The sequence below is a fragment of the Acidovorax sp. GW460-11-11-14-LB4 genome (genome assembly GCF_059423685.1).
On the sequence record NZ_JBWKYJ010000066.1, the window covers coordinates 1 to 20066 of the forward strand.

20 protein-coding genes are annotated in these 20066 nt (G+C 66.5%); 6 read left to right on the plus strand and 14 right to left on the minus strand.

Annotated elements, in window-relative coordinates; translation table 11 throughout:
• Positions 1–263 precede the first annotated feature (263 nt).
• From AC07X4_RS19140 to AC07X4_RS19150, 3 genes are read left to right on the plus strand one after another with little or no spacing between them, the layout of a single operon-like run.
• The gene (locus AC07X4_RS19140; protein WP_494740985.1) at positions 264–1988 is read left to right on the plus strand and encodes an FMN-binding glutamate synthase family protein; all 1725 of its coding nucleotides are present in this window, start codon (positions 264–266) and stop codon (positions 1986–1988) included.
• 8 nt (positions 1989–1996) lie between these two features.
• Positions 1997–2815: a hypothetical protein gene (locus tag AC07X4_RS19145; protein ID WP_494740986.1), complete on the plus strand. Its 819-nt coding sequence runs from the start codon at positions 1997–1999 to the stop codon at positions 2813–2815.
• 14 nt (positions 2816–2829) lie between these two features.
• Entirely contained in the window at positions 2830–3258 is a 429-nt protein-coding gene (locus AC07X4_RS19150) for a GNAT family N-acetyltransferase (RefSeq protein WP_494740987.1), read from the plus strand.
• A gap of 49 nt (positions 3259–3307) precedes the next feature.
• On the opposite strand, the gene AC07X4_RS19155 is transcribed toward AC07X4_RS19150, so the two are convergent.
• The 10 genes from AC07X4_RS19155 to argS form a co-directional block, all read right to left on the minus strand.
• The gene (locus AC07X4_RS19155) at positions 3308–3580 is read right to left on the minus strand and encodes a hypothetical protein (protein WP_056747795.1); all 273 of its coding nucleotides are present in this window, start codon (positions 3578–3580) and stop codon (positions 3308–3310) included.
• Positions 3581–3616: 36 nt separating this feature from the next.
• On the minus strand, positions 3617–4102 hold the full coding sequence (locus tag AC07X4_RS19160; RefSeq protein ID WP_494740988.1) for a putative toxin-antitoxin system toxin component, PIN family: 486 nt from the start codon (positions 4100–4102) through the stop codon (positions 3617–3619).
• Entirely contained in the window at positions 4092–5384 is a 1293-nt protein-coding gene (locus AC07X4_RS19165; protein ID WP_494740989.1) for a THUMP domain-containing class I SAM-dependent RNA methyltransferase, read from the minus strand. Before AC07X4_RS19165 ends, AC07X4_RS19160 begins: the two co-directional genes overlap by 11 nt.
• Positions 5381–5863, minus strand: coding sequence for an acyl-CoA thioesterase (locus tag AC07X4_RS19170; protein ID WP_056065784.1), 483 nt, complete (start codon positions 5861–5863; stop codon positions 5381–5383). The genes AC07X4_RS19165 and AC07X4_RS19170 overlap by 4 nt, the downstream gene beginning before the upstream one ends.
• Positions 5864–5944: 81 nt before the next feature.
• Positions 5945–7546: an RNA polymerase factor sigma-54 gene (locus AC07X4_RS19175; RefSeq protein WP_494740990.1), complete on the minus strand. Its 1602-nt coding sequence runs from the start codon at positions 7544–7546 to the stop codon at positions 5945–5947.
• Entirely contained in the window at positions 7546–8328 is a 783-nt protein-coding gene (gene lptB / locus AC07X4_RS19180) for an LPS export ABC transporter ATP-binding protein (RefSeq protein ID WP_056065226.1), read from the minus strand. The genes AC07X4_RS19175 and lptB overlap by 1 nt, the downstream gene beginning before the upstream one ends.
• The gene (gene lptA, locus AC07X4_RS19185) at positions 8325–8984 is read right to left on the minus strand and encodes a lipopolysaccharide transport periplasmic protein LptA (RefSeq protein ID WP_494740991.1); all 660 of its coding nucleotides are present in this window, start codon (positions 8982–8984) and stop codon (positions 8325–8327) included. The genes lptB and lptA overlap by 4 nt, the downstream gene beginning before the upstream one ends.
• Before the next feature lie 108 nt (positions 8985–9092).
• The gene (locus AC07X4_RS19190) at positions 9093–9749 is read right to left on the minus strand and encodes a thiol:disulfide interchange protein DsbA/DsbL (protein ID WP_288851866.1); all 657 of its coding nucleotides are present in this window, start codon (positions 9747–9749) and stop codon (positions 9093–9095) included.
• 112 nt (positions 9750–9861) lie between these two features.
• The gene (locus tag AC07X4_RS19195; protein ID WP_056747785.1) at positions 9862–10518 is read right to left on the minus strand and encodes an SPOR domain-containing protein; all 657 of its coding nucleotides are present in this window, start codon (positions 10516–10518) and stop codon (positions 9862–9864) included.
• 15 nt (positions 10519–10533) lie between these two features.
• Complete coding sequence (gene argS, locus AC07X4_RS19200) at positions 10534–12243, minus strand: arginine--tRNA ligase (RefSeq protein ID WP_260668800.1); 1710 nt, start codon at positions 12241–12243, stop codon at positions 10534–10536.
• A gap of 110 nt (positions 12244–12353) precedes the next feature.
• Between argS and AC07X4_RS19205 the strand changes: the two genes are divergently transcribed.
• Both AC07X4_RS19205 and AC07X4_RS19210 read left to right on the plus strand, forming a co-directional pair.
• Positions 12354–12878: a hypothetical protein gene (locus AC07X4_RS19205; protein WP_260668801.1), complete on the plus strand. Its 525-nt coding sequence runs from the start codon at positions 12354–12356 to the stop codon at positions 12876–12878.
• Between the two features lie 84 nt (positions 12879–12962).
• On the plus strand, positions 12963–13256 hold the full coding sequence (locus AC07X4_RS19210; RefSeq protein ID WP_260668802.1) for a PsiF family protein: 294 nt from the start codon (positions 12963–12965) through the stop codon (positions 13254–13256).
• Positions 13257–13353: 97 nt separating this feature from the next.
• On the opposite strand, the gene AC07X4_RS19215 is transcribed toward AC07X4_RS19210, so the two are convergent.
• On the minus strand, positions 13354–13800 hold the full coding sequence (locus AC07X4_RS19215; RefSeq protein ID WP_260668803.1) for a DUF2214 family protein: 447 nt from the start codon (positions 13798–13800) through the stop codon (positions 13354–13356).
• Positions 13801–13972: 172 nt separating this feature from the next.
• Positions 13973–15343: a dicarboxylate/amino acid:cation symporter gene (locus AC07X4_RS19220; protein WP_260668804.1), complete on the minus strand. Its 1371-nt coding sequence runs from the start codon at positions 15341–15343 to the stop codon at positions 13973–13975.
• Between the two features lie 242 nt (positions 15344–15585).
• Between AC07X4_RS19220 and AC07X4_RS19225 the strand changes: the two genes are divergently transcribed.
• Positions 15586–18252, plus strand: a complete 2667-nt coding sequence (locus tag AC07X4_RS19225; protein ID WP_494740992.1) for a hybrid sensor histidine kinase/response regulator — start codon at positions 15586–15588, stop codon at positions 18250–18252.
• A gap of 147 nt (positions 18253–18399) precedes the next feature.
• Here the strand turns inward: AC07X4_RS19225 and AC07X4_RS19230 are convergent, their stop codons facing one another.
• On the minus strand, positions 18400–19047 hold the full coding sequence (locus AC07X4_RS19230) for a LuxR C-terminal-related transcriptional regulator (protein WP_494740993.1): 648 nt from the start codon (positions 19045–19047) through the stop codon (positions 18400–18402).
• 30 nt (positions 19048–19077) lie between these two features.
• On the minus strand, positions 19078–20013 hold the full coding sequence (locus AC07X4_RS19235; protein ID WP_015016104.1) for a LysR family transcriptional regulator: 936 nt from the start codon (positions 20011–20013) through the stop codon (positions 19078–19080).
• Positions 20014–20066: the final 53 nt, after the last annotated feature.

The following is a 20066-nucleotide window of genomic DNA, read 5'->3' on the forward strand; positions in this document are numbered from 1 at the left end:
GGTCGAGATCGTCGGTGGCGGGGGTGGGCGATGCAGGTTCGGTCATGGGAGGACTCCGGTCGTCAAGGGAGAAAGCGGGGGCGGCAAAACAATGTTTTACTTTTATGATGCGCAGGCCTTGTGCCGTGGCGCGGGCCACGGCGGCCAGGGGTGGTGGCGGGGCAGAAAAAAGCGCCGAGCGCCATCCGGCAACCCCACAAAAAGGCGGCCAGTGTAGCCCCTGCGCCCTCCGCTCGCGCCACCGACCTCAACCAGGACGCCCCATGATCCACCAGCTCAACTCCCTCTACCCGGTGCGCTACACGGCCTTTGCGCTGTGCGTGTTCGGGCTGCTGCTGTCGCTGTTTGCGCTGGTAGCCTTTGGCGTGGGGCTGCCCGTGGTGCTGGTGTTTGCGGCGCTGGTGGCCCTGGGCGTGTACGACTTGCAGCAGTCGCGCCACGCGATCCTGCGCAACTACCCGGTCATTGGCCATATCCGCTTCATGCTCGAATATGTGCGGCCCGAGGTGCGCCAGTATTTCATCGAGAGCGACAGCGAGGCCGCGCCGTTTTCGCGCGCGCAGCGCTCGCTGGTTTACCAGCGCGCCAAGGGCGACCCGGACAACCGCCCCTTCGGCACGCACCTGGACGTGGGCGCGCATGGGTATGAATGGGTGAACCACTCGCTCGCGCCCACGCAGCTGCCGTCGCACGACTTTCGCGTGTGGATCGGTGGCAGCCCCGATGCGCCTTCGCAGTCGGTATCGCCCTGCACCCAGCCCTACCACGCGAGCGTGTTCAACATCTCGGCCATGAGCTTTGGCGCGCTGTCAGCCAACGCCATCCTGGCGCTGAACCAGGGCGCCAAAAAAGGTGGCTTTGCACACGACACGGGCGAGGGCAGCATCAGCCAGCACCACCGCGTGCATGGCGGGGACCTGATCTGGGAGATTGGCTCAGGCTACTTTGGCTGCCGCAACCCCGATGGCACCTTTAGCGAAGAGCGTTTTGCGGCCAATGCCACCGACCCGCAGGTCAAGATGATCGAGCTGAAGCTGAGCCAGGGCGCCAAGCCCGGCCACGGCGGCGTGCTGCCCGGCGCCAAGGTGACGGCCGAGATCGCGGCCGCGCGCGGCGTGAAGGCCGGCGAGGCCTGCATTTCGCCCGCCAGCCACAGCGCCTTCCGCACGCCAGTCGAGATGATGCAGTTCATCGCCAAGCTGCGTACGCTGTCGGGCGGCAAGCCCACGGGCTTCAAGTTCTGCCTGGGCCACCCGTGGGAGTGGTTTGCCATCGTCAAGGCCATGCTGGTCACCGGCATCACGCCCGACTTCATCGTGGTCGATGGCGCCGAGGGCGGCACGGGCGCGGCGCCCGTGGAGTTCAGCGACCACGTGGGCGCGCCGCTGCAGGAGGGCCTGCTGCTGGTGCACAACACGCTGGTGGGCGTGAACCTGCGCGACCGTGTGCGCATTGGCTGCGCGGGCAAGGTCATCAGCGCTTTCGACATCGCGCGCATGATGGCGCTGGGCGCCGACTGGTGCAACGCGGGGCGCGGCTTCATGATGGCGCTGGGCTGCATCCAGGCGCAGAGCTGCCACACCGGCCACTGCCCCACCGGCGTGACCACCCAAGACCCGCTGCGCCAGCAGGCCCTGGTGGTGCCCGACAAGGCCACGCGCGTGGCGCAGTTCCACCGCAGCACCTTGCACGCGTTGCAGGAGCTGGTGCAGGCTGCCGGGCTGCGCCACCCCAAGGACATCACCGCCCACCACATCGTGCGCCGCATCAGCGACACGGAGGTGCGCCTGCTGTCCAACCTGATCACGCGCATGCAACCGGGCGCGCTCCTGGGCCCGCTCGATGCGCAGCACAACGTGTTCCGCCTGTACTGGCCGCTGGCCAATGCCCACAGTTTTCAGGCCAGCGAGCCTGCACTGGAGCCCTCCATCCCCCACCATGTCGAGTTGGTGCATGCCGCGGCGGTGGCGGGGGACGCTGCTGTATGAATCTGACGATGGACGCATCCGCCACCACCCACACCACCGCCCCGGACTACGCCGCGTTTTTGCAGCAGCAGCTGGCCACCCAGCCGCACAACGTGATGGCCCATGTGCTGGGCAACGAACAGATCTGGATCAAGCGCGCAGGCGCCCCCCATGGCATGGGCCGCTACCGCGCCATGGCCGTACTGGCAGCCCTGCTGCGGCTGGATGCCCTGCGCCCCGTGCCCAACCCCGGCGGCTCCACGGCGATTGCCACCGAAGTGCAACGCCTGCGCGACCTAGCCGCACGCGGCATCCGCGTGCCCGTGGTGCTGGCCGCGTTGCCGAATGGTTTTGCCATGCGCCACCTGGGCAACGTGGGTGAGGAAACCCATTCGCTGGGCAACGAGATCGACCACGCCGTGCAGGCGGGCGACACGGCCGCTGTGCTGGCGCTGTGGCAGCAAGGGCTGGACACCTTGGCCCAGGTGCACCACCAGGGCACCTGCCTGAGCCAGGCCTTCGCGCGCAACCTGGTGCGCTGCCCCGATGGCGAGGTGGCCTGCATCGACTTTGAGGACGACCCCGCCGCCGTGCTGCCGCTGGCGGTGTGCCATGTGCGCGATGCGCTGTGTTACGCGCATTCCACCGCGATCTACCTACATGCCAGCGGTACGCTGGCCGAGGGGCGCAAGCGCTGGGCGGCGTGGGTGGCGCAGGGGAGCGCGGAGATGCGGGCGGTGCTGGCCACCAGTGTCCGGCGGATGGGGTGGATGCGGAATCTGCCCACCAACCGCAAACTGGGGCGGGATTTGCAGCGGGTGCGGGCGGCGCATGACTTGCTGGCCTGAAAGAGTTTTTCGCGATGCCCGACTTTGAGATTTACACCCCCACGGCAGAAGAAGTCCACTCCGGCGTCCTGCGCCGCCGGATGCGGCAGTTCAACTACGGTTTCGTCGGCGAGTACGGCCAGTCGCACCCCGTGTGGTTGAGCGCGCGTGACGCGCAAGGCGAACTGGTCGGCGGGCTGCGGGGGTTCGTTTTTCTGCAGTGGCTGACCGTGGAACTGCTCTTTGTCGACGAGGCCGTCCGGCACCAAGGGGTGGGCCGCCAACTGCTGGCCACTGCAGAGCAGAAAGCCCACGACCTGGGTGCCCACAGCGTGACGCTCAACACCTTTGAATGGCAGGCCAAGGGTTTCTACGTCAAGCAGGGCTATGAAGAATTTGGACACATCGACAACTACATCCAGGGCTTTCAGCTGGTGTATTTGAAGAAGTCCCTGACGACTTGATGCACCGACGCCGCTGGCCCACTCGGCCTAGAAGAGGCCTGCGGAAGTCCTACGCTAGCCACAGCCAGGCAGCAACCCCCAAGCAGCCCACCGACAGCATCACAAAAATCCAGTAGAGGCCGGGAATGCCCCCCACTGCAGTGATTTCGTTCGATTGCGCGCCCTCCTGCTCGGCGCGCGACAAAGGATCCACACCAACCGCCCGACCGGAAGATGGCGGCACGGCCCAGACTTTGTGACCGGATGTCCGGTTGAACTGAAACGCATCAAAAGCGAGGTAGGCGAAGAAGCCCGAGAGGACAAGAAAACCCAACGGTCCCATACCGATCCTTGCAGCCAAAAACTGATCAATGCGTGATCAGGCCGCCGCCGTGGCGGGCGCCTCTTCCAGCACCAGCGCAGTCGCCACATCCGCCCCCAGGTTCGCCAACCGCTTGCGCATGCAGATCACCGCCTTGTCCTTGCTCAGCAAGATTGCCCGGTGCGCCGCCGCCAGGTCGATGAATTTCTGATCGTCCGCGTCCTTGCACACATAGGCCACCTTGGGTGCGATGTCTACCAGCCGCACCTGGGCATCAAACGCGGCCAGCACCTGCTCGGCACCCACGCGGTAGTAGTCCATGCGCTCTGCGATGTGCGGGTAGGCCAGCACACGCTCCAGCTCATCACGCATGACCTGCGTGGCAATCCAGGCCAGACGCCCCCGGGCCAGCAGCGTGCGAAGGGGGACAGTGCGCGGGTCGCTGAAGATCAGCAGGTCGAGCGCCACATTGGTGTCCACCACCACGGGGCGTGCGGGCTCATTCGCTGGCGCCTCGGCGGGCAGGCGCAGTTCAACCTTCATGGCGTGGGCCGCCGTCGGGGGCAGGCTTGGCGGCCCGGTCGCGCACGGCACCCTTGATCATGTCGAAGCGGAACATGCGGCATTCGATGGGCCCGTTCCACATGGGCACGCGGCGCGATTCCTTCAGGCGCATCTTGCCGGGCAGTTTCAGGTCGGGCGTGAGCATCCAGGCCGTCCAGCCGCTGTAGTTCTTCTTCCAGTGCGTGGCGAGCTGGCTGAAGAATTCGCCGCCGTCTTCGGTCTGCGCCTCTTCGCGGCCCACGGCCATGCCCTGGGCGCGGTCGGCGGCGCGCTCGCTGGCGTTGCGGCCTGCAGTGCCGGCGGCGGCAATGCGCTCGCCGTAGGGCGGGTTCAGCAGCATCACACCGGGTTGCTCGCAGGGTGGCATGCGCTGCAGGGCGTCGCCGCCGCGCAGCTGCACGGCGTCGGCCACGCCCGCGCGCTCGGCGTTACGCTGCGCAAAATCAACCATGCGGAAGGCGACATCACTGCCAAACAGGGGGACAGCGCTAGTACATATTGCACTTTCAGCTTCGTTTTTTATATCACTCCAGACATGCGCCTGGAACGGCAGCAGTTTCTCGAACGCAAAACGCCGCAACATGCCCGCCGGGATGCGGCAGGCGATCTGTGCGGCCTCGACCACGATGGTGCCGCTACCGCAGCAGGGGTCGTACAGGGGCTGTGGGTTGTCGCCATGCGGGTCCCAGCCGCTGGCGGCGATCATGGCGGCGGCCAGGGTTTCCTTGAGCGGCGCGTCGCCCTTGTCCTCGCGCCAGCCGCGCTTGAACAGCGGCTCGCCCGAGGTGTCGATGTAGATCGTGGCTTCGTCGGTGGTCAGGTGCAGGTGGATGCGCACATCGGGCCACTGGGTGTTCACATCGGGGCGCACGCCGCTCTTGTGGCGGAAGCGGTCGGCCACCGCGTCCTTGACCTTGAGGCCCGCGAAGTTCAGGCTCTGCAGCGGGCTGTGCTGGGCCGTCACCTCGACCTTGAAGGTCTGGCGCGTGGTGAACCATATCTCCCAGGCCACCTCGCTGGCCATGGCGTAGAGGTCGTTCTCAGACCGGTACGGGCGGTGCGCCAGTTGCACCAGAACGCGCTGGGCCAGGCGGCTGTGCAGGTTGAGTTGCATGGCCTGGCGCCACGAGGCGCGCAACAGCACACCGCCCCGGCCCACCAGCAGGTCTTGCCCCGTGAGGCCGGTGATGGCATGCACCTCGTCGGCCAGAAAGCCCTCGACGCCCGCGGCGCAAGGGAGAAAAAGTTGGAGTTGGTTCATGTCGATGGGGAGGATACGCGCTCGGACAATGCATGGGAATCCGGCGTTCCCGCGCGGGCCAGCAGCAATTGGCGGATGGATTCGGGGATCAGTGCCACCTTGCGGTCGGCCTTGCCGATGAAGACGATACCGATCTTGCCGCGCGCCACCTCGCGGCCGGAGGTCTTCTCGGTCATGCAGAACACGAGGTCGAAGCCGTAGCGGTTGAAGTCTGCCGGGGCCATCTCCACCCGCATGGTCTCGCCATGGAAACCTTCGGACTTGTACTGCGCCACGATGTCGCCCACCACGATGGACAGGCCGCCCACATCCGCCTCGGGGTACCCCAGCGACTGAAAGAAGCGCACCCGCGCTTCGGACACTAGGCTGAGCAACTGCGCGTTGTCCAGGTGCCCGCCCTGGTTCACGTGGCTGATGTAGATCTGCAGCTCGGTGGCAAAGCCGAAGTGCGGTGGGAGGTCGAAGACGATGCGGGCCATGGTGGGCTGCGGTGGGTAATACGGAAACAACAGAAAAGACTACGGCAGCGCAGGCGCACCGTGCGCCAGCTGCCAGAGCGACTACAGCGCTTTGCGGAGATTCGCCGGCGCGATCTTGAGCGCCTCGCGGTACTTGGCCACGGTGCGGCGGGCGCATTCGATGCCCTGCTCCTTGAGCATCTCGGCGATCTGGCTGTCGGACAGCGGCTTGGCCGGGTTTTCGGCGGACACGAACTGCTTGATCAGTGCGCGCACGGCCGTGCTGGACGCATTGCCACCGGTCTCGGTGCCCAGGCCAGAGCCAAAGAAGTACTTCAGCTCGTAGGTACCGATCGGCGTGGCCATGTACTTGGCCGTGGTCACGCGGCTGATGGTGGACTCATGCAGGCCCAGCTCGTCGGCGATGTCGCGCAGCACCAGGGGGCGCATGGCCAGCTCGCCGTGGGTGAAGAAGTTCTTCTGCCGCTCGACGATGGCGCGCGAGACGCGCAGGATGGTGTCAAAGCGCTGCTGGATGTTCTTGATAAACCAGCGCGCCTCCTGCAGCCGCTGCTGCATGCCCTGGTGGCCCTCGCCGCCCTTGTGGCCGCGTAGCGCACCTGCGTAGATGTCGTGCACGCGCAGACGGGGCATCACGTCGGGGTTGAGCTGCACGATGAAGTTGTGCTGGCCGTCCCGCCCGTTGGCGCGACCGGCTTTGCGCACGATGACGTCGGGGATGATGATGTTGCGCTCTACGTCGGCAAAACGGCGGCCAGGGCGAGGCTCCAGGCGGGCGATGAGTGCCATGGCAGACCGGGTGCGTTCTTCTCCGGCCACGCCACCTTCGCTGCACAGCTGCGTCAGGCGGCGGATGTCGCGGCGGGCCAGCATCTCCAGCGGCTGCTGACAGATGCGCAGCGCGGTCTGCACGGTCTCGGGGTCGGCGTCGCTGTCTTCGTCGGCCGCCAGCGCGGTGAGCTGCAGCGTCAGGCATTCGGCCAGGTTGCGCGCGCCCACGCCCACGGGCTCCAGGCTCTGCAGCAGACGTTGGGCCACGGTGAAGCGGTGCACCAGTTCTTCGATCTGTTCCAGGTCGTCGGGCCCGGCCAGGCTGGTAGCGAGTTCTTCCAGAGGCTCTTCGAGGTAGCCGTCGTCGTTCAGCGATTCGATGAGAAAACGCAGCGCGGCCGTGTCCACTTCAGACAGCCGCAGCGACAGTGCCTGGCGGTGCAAAAAGGCGGTGAGCGATTCGTGCGAACGGGCCAGCTCGGTGGCGTCGGCCTCGTCGCCTTCCGCATCGTTGCGGGTGCGCGCAGGGGCGTCGCCACCCCACTCGGCGTCGTTGGGCGCCATCTCGACGGTGCCGTCGCCGCTCCAGTCGGGCTCGTCGGCACCTGCACTGGGGATTTCAGCCTCGTTTTGGCTCTCAGCGCCAGTACTGCTTGCGCCGACAGCTCCTGAAAACATAGCATCATCGGCGCTGTAGTCGTCGGCCTGCGCGGGCGTGTCGGCGGCTTCCAGGCCAAACTCCTCGCGCGGTGCTTCGTCGGCATTGCGTTCGAGGAACGGGTTTTCGTCGAGCATCTGCTCGACTTCCTGCGAGAGTTCGAGCGTGGACAACTGCAGCAGCCGGATGGACTGCTGGAGCTGGGGGGTCAATGCAAGGTGCTGCGAGACGCGCAGCGACAGTCCAGGCTTCATCACATGCGGAAATGCTCGCCCAGGTACACGCGGCGTACTTCGGCGTTGTCCACGATCTCGGAGGGCGTGCCCTGCGCCAGCACGCGGCCGTCGCTGATGATGAAGGCGTGGTCGCAGATGCCCAGCGTCTCGCGCACGTTGTGGTCGGTGATGAGCACACCAATACCGCGTGCCTTGAGGAAGCCGATGATGCGCTGGATCTCGATCACTGCGATGGGGTCGATGCCGGCAAAAGGCTCGTCCAGCAGGATGAAGCGCGGCTGGGTGGCCAGGGCGCGGGCGATCTCGACGCGGCGGCGCTCGCCACCGGACAGTGCCAGCGCGGGCGAGGCACGCAGGTGGTCCACACGCAGCTCTTGCAGCAGTGCCGTCAGGCGTTCTTCGATGGCGTCGCGCGACAGCGGCTGGCCGTCATCGGCGCGCTGCAGTTCCAGCACCGCACGCACGTTTTCTTCGACGGTGAGCTTGCGGAAGATCGAGGCTTCTTGCGGCAGGTACGACAGACCCAGCCGAGAGCGGCGGTGGATGGGCATGTGGGCCACCGAGTGGCCGTCGATGCGAATATCGCCTGCATCGCTGCGCACCAGGCCCACGATCATGTAAAAGGATGTGGTCTTGCCCGCGCCGTTGGGGCCGAGCAACCCCACAACCTCGCCTTTTTGCACCACCAGCGACACATCCTTGACGACCTTGCGGCTGCCATAGGATTTGGCCAGATGCTGTACCTCCAGGCGGCTACCCGCCTGGGAGTCAGGACCGGTACTCACAGCAGGCCCGCTCACTTGGCGCCGCCGCCAAGGCTGTTGCTGGGGCGCAGCGCCGGTGCGGGCGCGTCAGGCGCTGGGGCCGGGGCTGCCGCGCCGGGCGGAGGGTCTTTGGGCGCCAGCACGGCGCGCACACGACCACCGGGCGCTGGTGTGTCGCCCGCTGCGGCAGAAGAGGCTGGTGCCTTCTGGCCATCGACGGTGAACACATCGGTGAGGTTGTTGTAGACGATCACGGCGCCGGTGATCTCGTCGTTCAATACCGACCCACGGTACCGGCGGAGTTCGGCGCGGGTGATGAAGCGCACGTTGTCGGCCTTGCCGTCGTATTCGATGACTTCGCTTTCGCCTTCGATGAACTCGTCAGGCGCCCCCGCCACGGTGTCGCGCTTTTGGCGGAAGAACGCCCGTTTGCCCGCCTCGGCCGTGACCACGCCGTACTGGTAGCCGTCGGCGTCCTGGCGCACATCCAGCCGCGCGCCGCGCAGCACGATGGTGCCCTTGGTCATCACCACGCGGCCCGAGAACACGCTGGTCTGCTTGAGTTCATCGTGGCGCAGGGCGTCGGCCTCGATGTTCATGGGCTTGGCACGGTCAGCCTTTTCGGCATATGCCATGCCCGCAAGGCCGGTCAGGGCTGCGAGCACAAGGAGGGGGAGTAGGCGGTGGGTCATAGGGCACGAATCTTGCAATGATTGTAGCCACCCGATGGTACCCACCCCGAAAAAAAAGCCCGCGTCAGCGGGCCTTTGGGACAACTTGCCGACAGGGTCGGCACATCGTCAGGCTTTGCGTGCCGTGGCCGCCAGGTATTCGACCACCTGCAACACGGTTTGCATGCTGCCGGCCATCGTGCCGTCGGTGTAGTACTTGCCTGCCACACCCATGGAAGGCACGCCCTCAACACCGTACGAATCTTGCAGCTGCGAGGCGCGACGCACCTGGTTGGCCACGCTGAAGGAGCCGTAGACCTCCTTGAACTTGGCCGCATCAACGCCCTGCTGGGTCACCCAGGCCAGGATTTCGTCGTCCTTGGCGAGCTTGGCCTTTTCCACGTGGATGGCACGGAAGACCTTGGCGTGCAGGGCTTCGAGCTTGCCCATGCCTTCGAGCGTGTAGTACAGCTTTTGCTGGGGCACGAAGCTGGCGTTGAACGCCACGGGCACGCGGCGGATGGAGAGGTCCTTGGGCGCAGCCTTGACCCAGGCGTCCAGCGTGGGCTCGAAGGCGTTGCAGTGGGGGCAGCTGTACCAGAAGAACTCGATCACATCGACCTTGCCGGCCGGCGCATCGGGGGTGACGGGCTTGTCCAGCCGCTTGAAGTCCTTGCCCTCCTTGAACTGGCGGGCTTGCGCCATCGCGGGGTTGGCCACTGGCAGCGTCAGGGCAGAAGCGGCAACCGCAGAGGCGGCGGACAAAGAAAACTCACGGCGTTTCATGACAAAGACTCTCCTGGTTCAGGTATGCGGGATGTGAGACATCCCTTTACAAAAAGTTCAGCCCTGGTGGTGGCGCTGTATGCACAGGCCCCTGTTCACAGCCACAGGCCGATCAGCGCTGCACACGCACCAGCGCCGATTCCAGCCCGGCGCCATCGAGTTTCTCTTTGAGCACTTCGGCATCGTCACGCTTGGTGAAAGGACCGATGCGCACCCGGAAGACCGCCCGGCCATTTTGCTCACGCTCGCTCACGCGGGCCTCCCAGCCCAGCATGGCCAGCTTGGCGCGCTGGGCGTCTGCGTCGGCCTGGGTGCGGAAGGCGCCCGCCTGCACAAAGTAGTCAAACGGGTCCACACTGCCCTTGGCCGCGGCCTTGGCCACGGCCAGATCGCCCAGCGGGTCAGCGCCCGGCTTGCTCTCGGCTTTGGCCTCGGCTTTGGCGTCTGGCTTGCTCGCGGCAGGCTTGGCAGCCGACGCGGCGGCGCGCACCTCAGGGGCGGGAGCGGATGCAGGCGCTGACGCGGCTGCCGCCACCGCTGGCGCCGCAGGGCGGGCCGGGTTCTTGCCATACAGCGGCGAGTTCGGGTCCCAGTTCTTGTTTTTCTGGGACTCCGCTGCGTCTAGGTCGGCACCGCGGCCATTGCCCTTGTTCAGGAAGGGCACCGGCACCTTGGTCACGTACACGGCCACGGCCAGCGCCGCGCCCAGGCCCACGATGACCCCGACGATGAAGCCGACAATGGTCCCGCCCGTCTGTTGCTTTTTCATATTGGTAGTAACTGCTTACATTCTGGCCGGGGCCGACACGCCCAGCACGGCCAGGCCATTGTGCAATACCTGGGCGGTGGCAGCGACCAGCGCCAGGCGCGCCTTCTTCACAGCCTCGTCGTCCACGAGGATGCGCTCGGCATCGTAATAGCTGTGGTAGCTGGCGGCCAGGTCGCGCAGGTAGAAGGTCACATCGTGTGGCGCCTCACCGTCGGCGGCGGCGGTGAGCATCTCGGGGTACTTGGCCAGTTGCAGCATCAGCGCCTGGGCCTGCGGGCCTTCGAGGGCAGACAGGTCCACATCCTTGAGCGAAGCCACATCACCACCGCCCGCCTCTTGCCACGCACGCAGCACCGACTGGATGCGGGCATGCGCGTACTGCACGTAGTACACGGGGTTGTCGTTGTTCTGTGCCACGGCCAGGTCCACGTCGAAGGTGTACTCGGTATCGGGCTTGCGGCTGAGCAGGAAGAAGCGCACCGCATCCTTGCTGGTCCACTCGATCAAATCGCGCAGCGTGACATAGCTGCCGGCACGCTTGCTGATCTTGACCTCTTCGCCGCCCTTGACCACCCGCACCATGGTGTGCAGCACGTAGTCGGGGTAACCCTTGGGGATCCCCACATCGGCCGCCTGCAGGCCGGCGCGCACGCGGGCGATGGTGCCATGGTGGTCCGTGCCCTGGATGTTGACGACCTTGGTGAAGCCGCGCTCCCACTTGGCAATGTGGTACGCCACGTCGGGCACGAAATAGGTGAAGGTGCCGTCCTGCTTGCGCATGACGCGGTCCTTGTCGTCGCCGTAATCGGTGGACTTGAGCCACAGCGCACCGTCCTGCTCGTAGGTCTTGCCGTTGGCTACGAGCTTGTTCACCGTGGCCTCGACGCGGCCGCTGGTGTACAGGCTGGATTCGAGGTAGTACTCGTCGAACTGGAGGTTGAAGGCCTGCAGGTCCTTGTCCTGCTCGTTGCGCAGGTAGGCCACCGCAAACTGGCGGATGTTGTCGTAGTCCTCCACATCGCCGTTGGCCGTGAACTCGCGGTCGTCAGCCTTCACGGTGGCCTTGGCCTTGAAGGCCTCGGCGATGTCGGCGATGTAGTCGCCGTTGTAGAAGTTCTTGGCCAGCGGGTTCTCGCTGTCGGTGGGCCAGCAGTCGTCGCCAGGCTTGAAGCCCTTGGCGCGCAGCTGCGTGCTCTTGGTCAGCGTGTCGATCTGTACGCCTGCGTCGTTGTAATAGAACTCGCGGTGCACCTTCCAGCCCTGGGTGCTGAACAGGTTGCAAATCGCATCGCCCAGCGCGGCCTGGCGGCCGTGGCCCACGTGCAGCGGGCCCGTGGGGTTGGCCGACACGAACTCGACCAGCACCTGCTGGCCGTTGCTGGCTTGGTAACCAAAGCGCTCGCCCGCAGCCAGCACCTCACGCACCACTTCCTGCTTGGCGGCGGGTTGGAGGCGGATGTTCAGAAAGCCCGGGCCCGCGATTTCAATGGCGGACACCCAGCGCTGAAAGGCGGGCGTGGCTTCGAGTGCGGCCTTGAGCTGCTCGCCCAGTGCGCGCGGGTTGAGCTTGAGGGGCTTGGCCAGTTGCATGGCCGCGGTGCAGGCGAAGTCGCCATGGGCCGCCACCTTGGGAGATTCAAAGGCTGCCTTGGCGCCAGCGCCGGGGAACAGGTTTTCCAGCTCGGCTGCGAGCGCAGCGAGCAATTCATTTTTGGCTGTGAGCATCGGTGGATTTTACGGGTCTGCCAGCAGCAGGGCGCCAGACGCGCCGCCAGGAGGCATCCCGCAGCGAAAGGCACAATGGGCCGCAATGCCCTTTCAACCGGAGAGTGCGCGTGCAACCCCAGCCCATCCTGCTCTATCGGCGCCGCTGGACCCTGGTGTTTCAGGTGCCTTTTGTGCTGCTGATGGCGGTATGCCTGGCCTTCTCGCTGTATTGGGCGTCTGTATCGAACGACCGACTGCTCACGGCCCTCTGCCTGTGTGCCGCATTCGTCTCCTTCTGTGTGGGCGGAACCCTGGGCCGGTCCGCCCTGGAGGCCTACCGGGAGCAAGACCCGGCGGTGGTCATTGACGCCACCGGTATCACCGATCTGCGCCAGGACGACCCGCACACCGTGACCTGGGAGGCCATGGAACGTGCGCACCTGGACGACTACGAAGGCGTGATCTTGGTCAAGTTGCGCCCCGGCCACAGAGACTCCGCACGGGGTGTGATCGTCAAGGCACTCAAACGCTGGCAGCAACGGGGGGATGTGGTGTTTGCCCTGGGTGGCCTGGCGCACGACCCCCGGCAGATCCACACGGCACTGAAAGCCTTTCATGCAGCCGCGGCCACCAGGGCCCGCGCAGGGTTGTGATGACGGGTCCGCGTTGTCGCGCGCCATGTTCTATGGTGCAATGCCGCCGGGACCCCCCATAACGCATTCACACCAGGAGATTCCATGAAAAAGCTTCTTTCCCTGACTGCACTCGGCCTGGCGCTGACACTGGGCTTTGGTGCCCACGCCGCCGAAGACGCCAAGGCCCCTACCAAACAGCAATCGAAGATGGCGACCTGCAACAAGGACGCCGGAGACATGAAGGGCGACGAGCGCAAGGCCTTCATGAAGACCTGCCTGAGCAACAAGCCCGCCACCCAGCAGGACAAGATGAAAACCTGCAACGCTGACGCCAAGGCCAAGACGCTCAAGGGCGACGAGCGCAAGGCCTTCATGAGCGAGTGCCTGAAGAAGTGAAGTAAGTTCACACCCGGTGCATCTTCACCGGGCTCGATAAGCAAAAGCCCGCCGGCATCCAGCCAGGCGGGCTTTTTTATGGGGGGCGTGTTTGCACTTACCAGCCGCGCGCCCAGAACACTGCAATCACGGCCACCACAGGCAGCACATGCGACTGGATCATCACCAGGCGGCGGACCCGCGCGACTTCTGCGGCGGGCGGCAGGGCGCCAGTGATGCGCAGGTTCTGGCGCCAGCGGCGAAACGCAGCCGAGGGCACAAACGACAGCACGACCATGGCCAGCACCAGGGTGATCTTGATGTGAAACAGGGGCTGCGACAGGTACCACGAGGCGCCCTTCACGCCCCAGATCAACCGGGCCAGGCCGCTGCCAATCATCACCGCCCCGGCCACACCGTAGATCACATCCAAGCGGGCCAGGCGCTCGACCACGGCAGCATTGAGCCACTCGATACGGCACAGCGCCGCCTGGCTGGACAGAAAAACCACAAAGGTCAGGATGGCCAGAAGGTGAAAGGCGGCCAGGATGGCTTCGAGGGTCATGGTGCAGATTCCTTGTAGCGCCCGAGGCCACTGCGCAGCTCCAAGCGCTCACAGTGCCATCCGGCAGGGCCACCATTGTGCGCGATGGCGCGGGCCTGACCGCTCCAAAAAGAAGCGGCGCGGGCCCGAAAGCCCGCGCCGCTGGCAGCGCTGATTCAGCAAGTACCCGCCATCAAGCCACGGTGCGCGCCACCGTCGCCACAGGCACATCCGCCGACACCACGGGGGCCGAGGCCGCAGACACTGCGAGCGGCAGCGGATGGCCATTCATCGCCGCGTCCAGGCGATCTTGGTCCAGCGCGTTTTCCCAGCGGGAGACGACCACCGTGGCCACGGCGTTGCCGATGAAGTTGGTCAGCGAGCGGCATTCGCTCATGAAACGGTCCACGCCCAGAATCAGCGCCATGCCGGCCACGGGCACTTCGGGCACCACGGCCAGGGTGGCGGCCAAGGTGATGAAGCCCGCGCCCGTCACGCCCGCCGCGCCCTTGGACGACAGCATGGCGACGAGCAACAGCGCCACCTGGTGGCCCAGCGTCAGTTCGGTGTTGGTCGCCTGGGCGATGAACAGCGCGGCCAGCGTCATGTAGATGTTGGTGCCGTCCAGGTTGAACGAGTAGCCCGTGGGCACCACCAGGCCCACCACCGACTTGCTGCAACCCGCCTTTTCCATCTTTTCCATCAGCGATGGCAGGGCGGATTCAGACGACGAAGTGCCCAGCACCAGCATCAGCTCGGCCTTGAGGTAGCGGATCAGCTTGAACACCGAGAAGCCACACAGGCGCGCCACCAAGCCCAGGATCACCACCACAAACAGCAGCGAGGTGACATAGAACGAGCCCACCAGCCACGCCAGGTTGACCAGCGAGCCCAGGCCAAACTTGCCAATGGTGAACGCCATGGCACCAAACGCACCCAGAGGCGCCGCCTTCATCACGATGCCCACCACCTTGAACACAGGCGTCGTCAGCGCGTCCAGAAAGTTCAGCACCGGGCGGCCTGCCTCACCCACCATGGCCAGGCCAATGCCGAACAGCACGGCCACCAGCAGCACCTGCAGGATGTTGTCGCCCACAAACGGGCTCACCAGCGTCTTGGGGATGATGTCCATGGCAAAGCCCGTGAGCGTCATCTCGTGCGACTTGGCCACGTAGCCCTTCACCGCCGTCTGGTCCAGGTCGGCCACATTGATGTTCATGCCCGCGCCGGGCTGCACCACGTTGGCCACCACCAGGCCCACCACCAGGGCCAGCGTGGAGAAGAACAGGAAGTACGCCATGGCCTTGCCGAACACGCGGCCCACGGTGGAGAGCTGCGACATGCCAGCGATGCCGGTCACGATGGTCAGGAAGATCACCGGGGCGATGATCATCTTGACCAGCTTGATGAACGCGTCACCCAGCGGCTTGAGCGCCTCGCCGTAGGACGGCTCGAAATGGCCCAGCAGAACGCCCAGGACGATGGCGAACACCACCTGGAAGTACAGTTGCCGATAAAAAGGCAGCTTCAAGGTCGAGGCTGCGGGAGCGGAATGGTTGTGCATGGAACGGGTCTCCTGGGGTCACGGGTCTGCACCACCGGGGTGCCTCCGGCGCGCGTCAAGGGTGCCGTTTGTACCGCTGCACTTTGTTTCAGCCGATAACCTATTGGTATTAGTCGAGAGCGGCTTCATAGGAGAGCGCGCGCACCAAATCAGGGTAACTACCTAGTCCCCAGCCTGGTGCAGCACACTCCCACCCGCACCCAATTGGCCTTGGTGCCGCACAACCACCCCGCTGGATTCCCATGCCCACGCCCCGCCTTCGCCAGTTCTGGACGCTGCTCATCCTGCTAGCAGGCACGGTGGCCAGCATGTTCGCGGCTGGCCAGTGGGCCTGGCACCGGTCCTTGCTGGACGAAAGCGAGAGCGTGCAGCGCCAGCTGGCCCTGTACGGGCAGACGCTGGCCCAGCGCATCGACCGCTACCGCACCCTGCCCGAGGTGCTGGCCCTGGACGCGCAGTTGCAGGACGCCCTGCGCCGCACCCTGAGCACCGACGAGGTAGCGCAGCTCAACCGCAAGCTGGAGCAGGCCAACGGCGCCAGCCAGTCCTCCACCCTCACCCTGCTCGACCGCGACGGCCTGGCCGTGGCCGCCAGCAACTGGCGCACAGCCACCAGCAATGTGGGCGTGGACTACAGCTTTCGCCCCTATGTGCAGCAGGCGCTGGCCCAGGGGCGCGGCAGCTTCTACGGCATTGGCGTGACCACGGGCGAGCCGGGCTACTTCCTGTCGCAGGCCATCCGCGACGACAGCGGCCACATCCTGGGGCTGGTGGCCATCAAGATCGCGCTGCAGGAGCTGGAGCGCGAATGGCTGCAGACACCCGACATCGTGCTGGCGTCGGACGCGCATGGTGTGGTCTTTCTCGCCAGCCAGGACGCATGGCGCTACCGCCTGCTGGAGCCGCTGGACGACGAAGAGCGCCGCGAGCTGAACGCCACCCGACAGTACTCCGACCAGCCGCTGCGCCCGCTCGACGTCCGCGTGGACGACCGCCTGGACAATGGCGGGCGGCTGGTGCGTGTGCAACCGTCCGCCGACATGCCCGCCCCGCCCGGCCGCATGCTGTGGCTGACCCAGCCCCTGCCCGGCACGCCCTGGCAACTGCACCTGGTGCACACCACCCACAGCAGCATGGCTGACAGCCGCTGGGCGGCCGCAGCCGGGGGCGGCGGCTGGCTGGCCCTGTCGCTGCTGGTGCTGTTTGTGCGCCAGCGCCAGCGCCTGGCCCGCCTGCGCCAGCGCAGCCGCCAGGAGTTGGAGACCGTGCTGCAACAGCACGCGCAGGAGTTGCGCACCGCGCAGGACGGCATCGTGCAGGCGGCGCAGCAGGCTGACATGGGCCTCTCCCGCAGTCTGGAACACCTGCCCCAGGGGGTGGTCATCATCGACGCCGACCTGAAGCTGGTGGCGTGGAACTCGCGCTATGTGCAGCTGTTCCGCTACCCCGCCGACCTGATGCAGGTGGGTCGCCCCATTGAAGACCTGATGCGCCACAACGCGCGCCGGGGCCTGCTGGGCCCGGGCCCGGTGGAAGAAGCCATCGAACGCCGCCTGGCGCACCTGCGCAGCGGCACCCCCCACCTGCACGAAAGCGCCAAGGAAGACGGCACGGTGCTGGAGATCCGGGGCAACCCGTTGCCCGAGGGCGGTTTTGTGACCAGCTACGCCGACATCACCAGCTACAAGAACGCCGCACGCGAGCTGCGATCGCTGGCCGATGCGCTGGAGCAGCGCGTGGCCGACCGCACCCGCGACCTGGACGCCGCGCGGCGCGAAGCCGAGCAGGCCAACCGCTCCAAAACCCGCTTTGTGGCCGCCGCCGTGCACGACCTGCTGCAGCCCCTGAACGCCGCACGCATGTTCACCTCGCTGCTGCGCAGCCATCTGCCAGGCGACGCCGAACGGCACGCCGTGGACAGCATCGACGGCGCCCTGGCCGCGCAGGACGCCATCCTCAACAGCCTGCTCGACATCTCGCGCATGGAGTCGGGCCAGTTCGATGTGCACATCCACGACGTGGCCCTGGGGCCCCTGCTACAGGTGCTGGGCCACAACTTTGGCGTGCTGGCCGAAAGCCAGGGCCTGCAACTGCGCTGCGTGCCCACGCGCGCCGTGGTGCGCACCGACGATAACCTGCTGCGCCGCATCCTGCAGAACTTTGTCTCCAACGCCATCCGCTACAGCCGGCGCGGGCGCATCGTGGTGGGCTGCCGCAGGGTGGGCGACCACCACCTGCGCATCGAGGTGCACGACCAGGGCCCCGGCATCCCCGAGTCATTGCAGCGCGAGATCTTTGAAGAATTCCGCCGCCTGGACGAAGGCCGCGCCGACGACCGGGGCGCAGGCCTGGGCCTGGCCATCGTCGAACGCCTGGGCCGCTTGCTGGGGCACGAGATTGGCCTGCGCTCGCAACTGGGGCGCGGCAGCGTGTTCTGGGTGTGTGTGCCGCTGGGCAACCCTGCCGCCGCGCAGCAGGCTGCGCCCCCCGCCACCACGCAGCAACCCGCCGACGACGCCCCCCTGCAAGGCAGCAGCGCCTGGGTCATTGATGACGACGGCCCTACCTGCGCCGCCACGCAGGCCCTGCTGCAGCGCTGGGGCTGCACGGTGCCGCTGGCCGCTGGCGCGCCCGAGGCCCTGGCCGCCGCCCAGCCCGGCCGGGCGCCGCAGCTGGTGCTGCTGGACGTGCACCTGGGCGCCGGCCTCCACGGCCCCGAAGTGTTCGCGCAGCTGTGCCAGCGCTGGGGCCAGACACCCGCCGTGATCCTGGTCACCGCCGAGCGCGATGCCACCCTGCGCCGCCAGGCCGCCGAACGCGGCTGGGGCTTTCTGGCCAAGCCGGTGCGCGCCCCCGCGCTGCGGGCGCTGGTGAGCCAGACGCTGCTGAGACAGGGAGCATCCCCCTGAGCCGCTGCGCGACGGGGCGGCCTTTGCACGGCGCCTCAGGCAGGGTGCTGCGCCCGGTTGGAGAGGCCGCGCTCGTCGCTACGCTTTTAGTAGCATCCAGGGCTCGTTGAATAGGCGACAGCGGCCGTTTTGATGCAGATCTCCACCTCAGGAAGACACGCCGTCTTCCGTCTCCAGGCTTTTGACCAGCACCGCCGCCTGCGTGCGGCTGTAGCACGCGAGCTTTTTCAGGATGGCGGTGACATGCACCTTCACCGTGTTCTCGGCCAGGCCCAGCGCGCTTGCAATCTGTTTGTTGAGCAGGCCATCGGCCAGACACAGCAACACGCGGAACTGCTGGGGCGTGAGCTGTGCCAGCCGCGCGGCCAGCTCAGCGTCGGCCTCGGAGCGCTCGGCCGCCATGGGCGGGAACCAGCTGCCGCCATCCAGCACGGCCTGGATGGCGTCGCCCATGGCGTCGGCGGGCGCGGACTTGGGGATGAAGCCCGCAGCACCAAACTGCTGCGCGCGGCGGATGACGCGGGGGTGGTCGTTGGAAGAGATGATGACCACGGGCAGCTCGGGGTATTCGCCGCGCACATGCAGCAAGGCAGAGAAGCCGCGCGTGCCGGGCATGCTCAGGTCCAGTAGCACCAGCTCGACCTCGGGGTGGTCCCGCAGCGCCTGGCCCAGCGTGGCGGCGCTGGCCGCCTCCAGCGTACGGAACTGCGGCAGCCGCTCGCGCAGCACGTGCAGCACGGCCGCACGGAACAGCGGGTGGTCGTCAGCAACGAGGAGTGTGGGCGCGGTGGACATGGAGTGTTGTGCAGTCTGCCACGGGGGCTATCAGCCGCCGGCCTGCGGGCCTTTCCAGAACGCGGGCTGTGCGTACTGGTGCTTGAGGTGTTCGATCCACAGCCGCACCCGCAGCGGCATGTGCTTGCGCTGCGGAAACACCACATAGATGCCGTTGGGCGGCGCCGCAAAATCGTGCAGCACCTCCACCAGGCGCCCGGCGGCGATCTCGGCCTCCACCTCCCAGGTGCTGCGCCAGGCAATGCCGTAGCCCGCCAGGCACCAGTCGTGCAGCACCTGCCCGTCCGAGCAATCGAGCGGGCCGCCGGGCTTGAGGTGGATGACCTCGGTGCCACCGCCTTCGACCGGCATGCGGAACGCCCAGCCCCGTGTTTGCGACGCCTCGCTCGACAGCGTGAGGCAGTCGTGCTGCACCAGCTCGCTGGGGTGGCGCGGGGTGCCGTGACGCTGCAGGTAGGCGGGCGTGGCCACGCACAGGCGGCGGTTGTCGGCAATGCGCACGCTCACCAGCGACGAGTCGGGCAGGTCGCCCACGCGCACGGCGCAGTCATAGCCCTCGCCCGCCAGGTCCACCACGCGGTCGCTGAGGTTGAGCGAGATGGTCACGTCCGGGTGGGCGGTGCGAAAACGTGGCACCAGCGGCGCCACATGGCGGCGGCCAAAGCCGGCCGGTGCGGTGATGCGCAAATGGCCCGTGGCCTTGACGCCCCCTTCGGACACGCTGGCCTCGGCGTTGGCCACGTCGGACAACAGGCGCTGGCAGTCTTCCAAAAACGCACTGCCCTCGTGCGTGAGGCTGATGCGGCGCGTGGTGCGCACCAGCAACTTCACGCCCAGGTGTTCTTCCAGCGCATCGAGCCGCCGCCCCATGATGGCCGGCGCCACGCCCTCGGCCTTGGCCGCAGCGGTGAGGCTGCCGCGTGTTGCCACCGACACAAACGATTCGAAGGCCTTGAGTTTGTCCATGGGCGCTGATTATGGGGATAAAGCGGAGAAGGGCCTGGTGACGGACTTGGGCA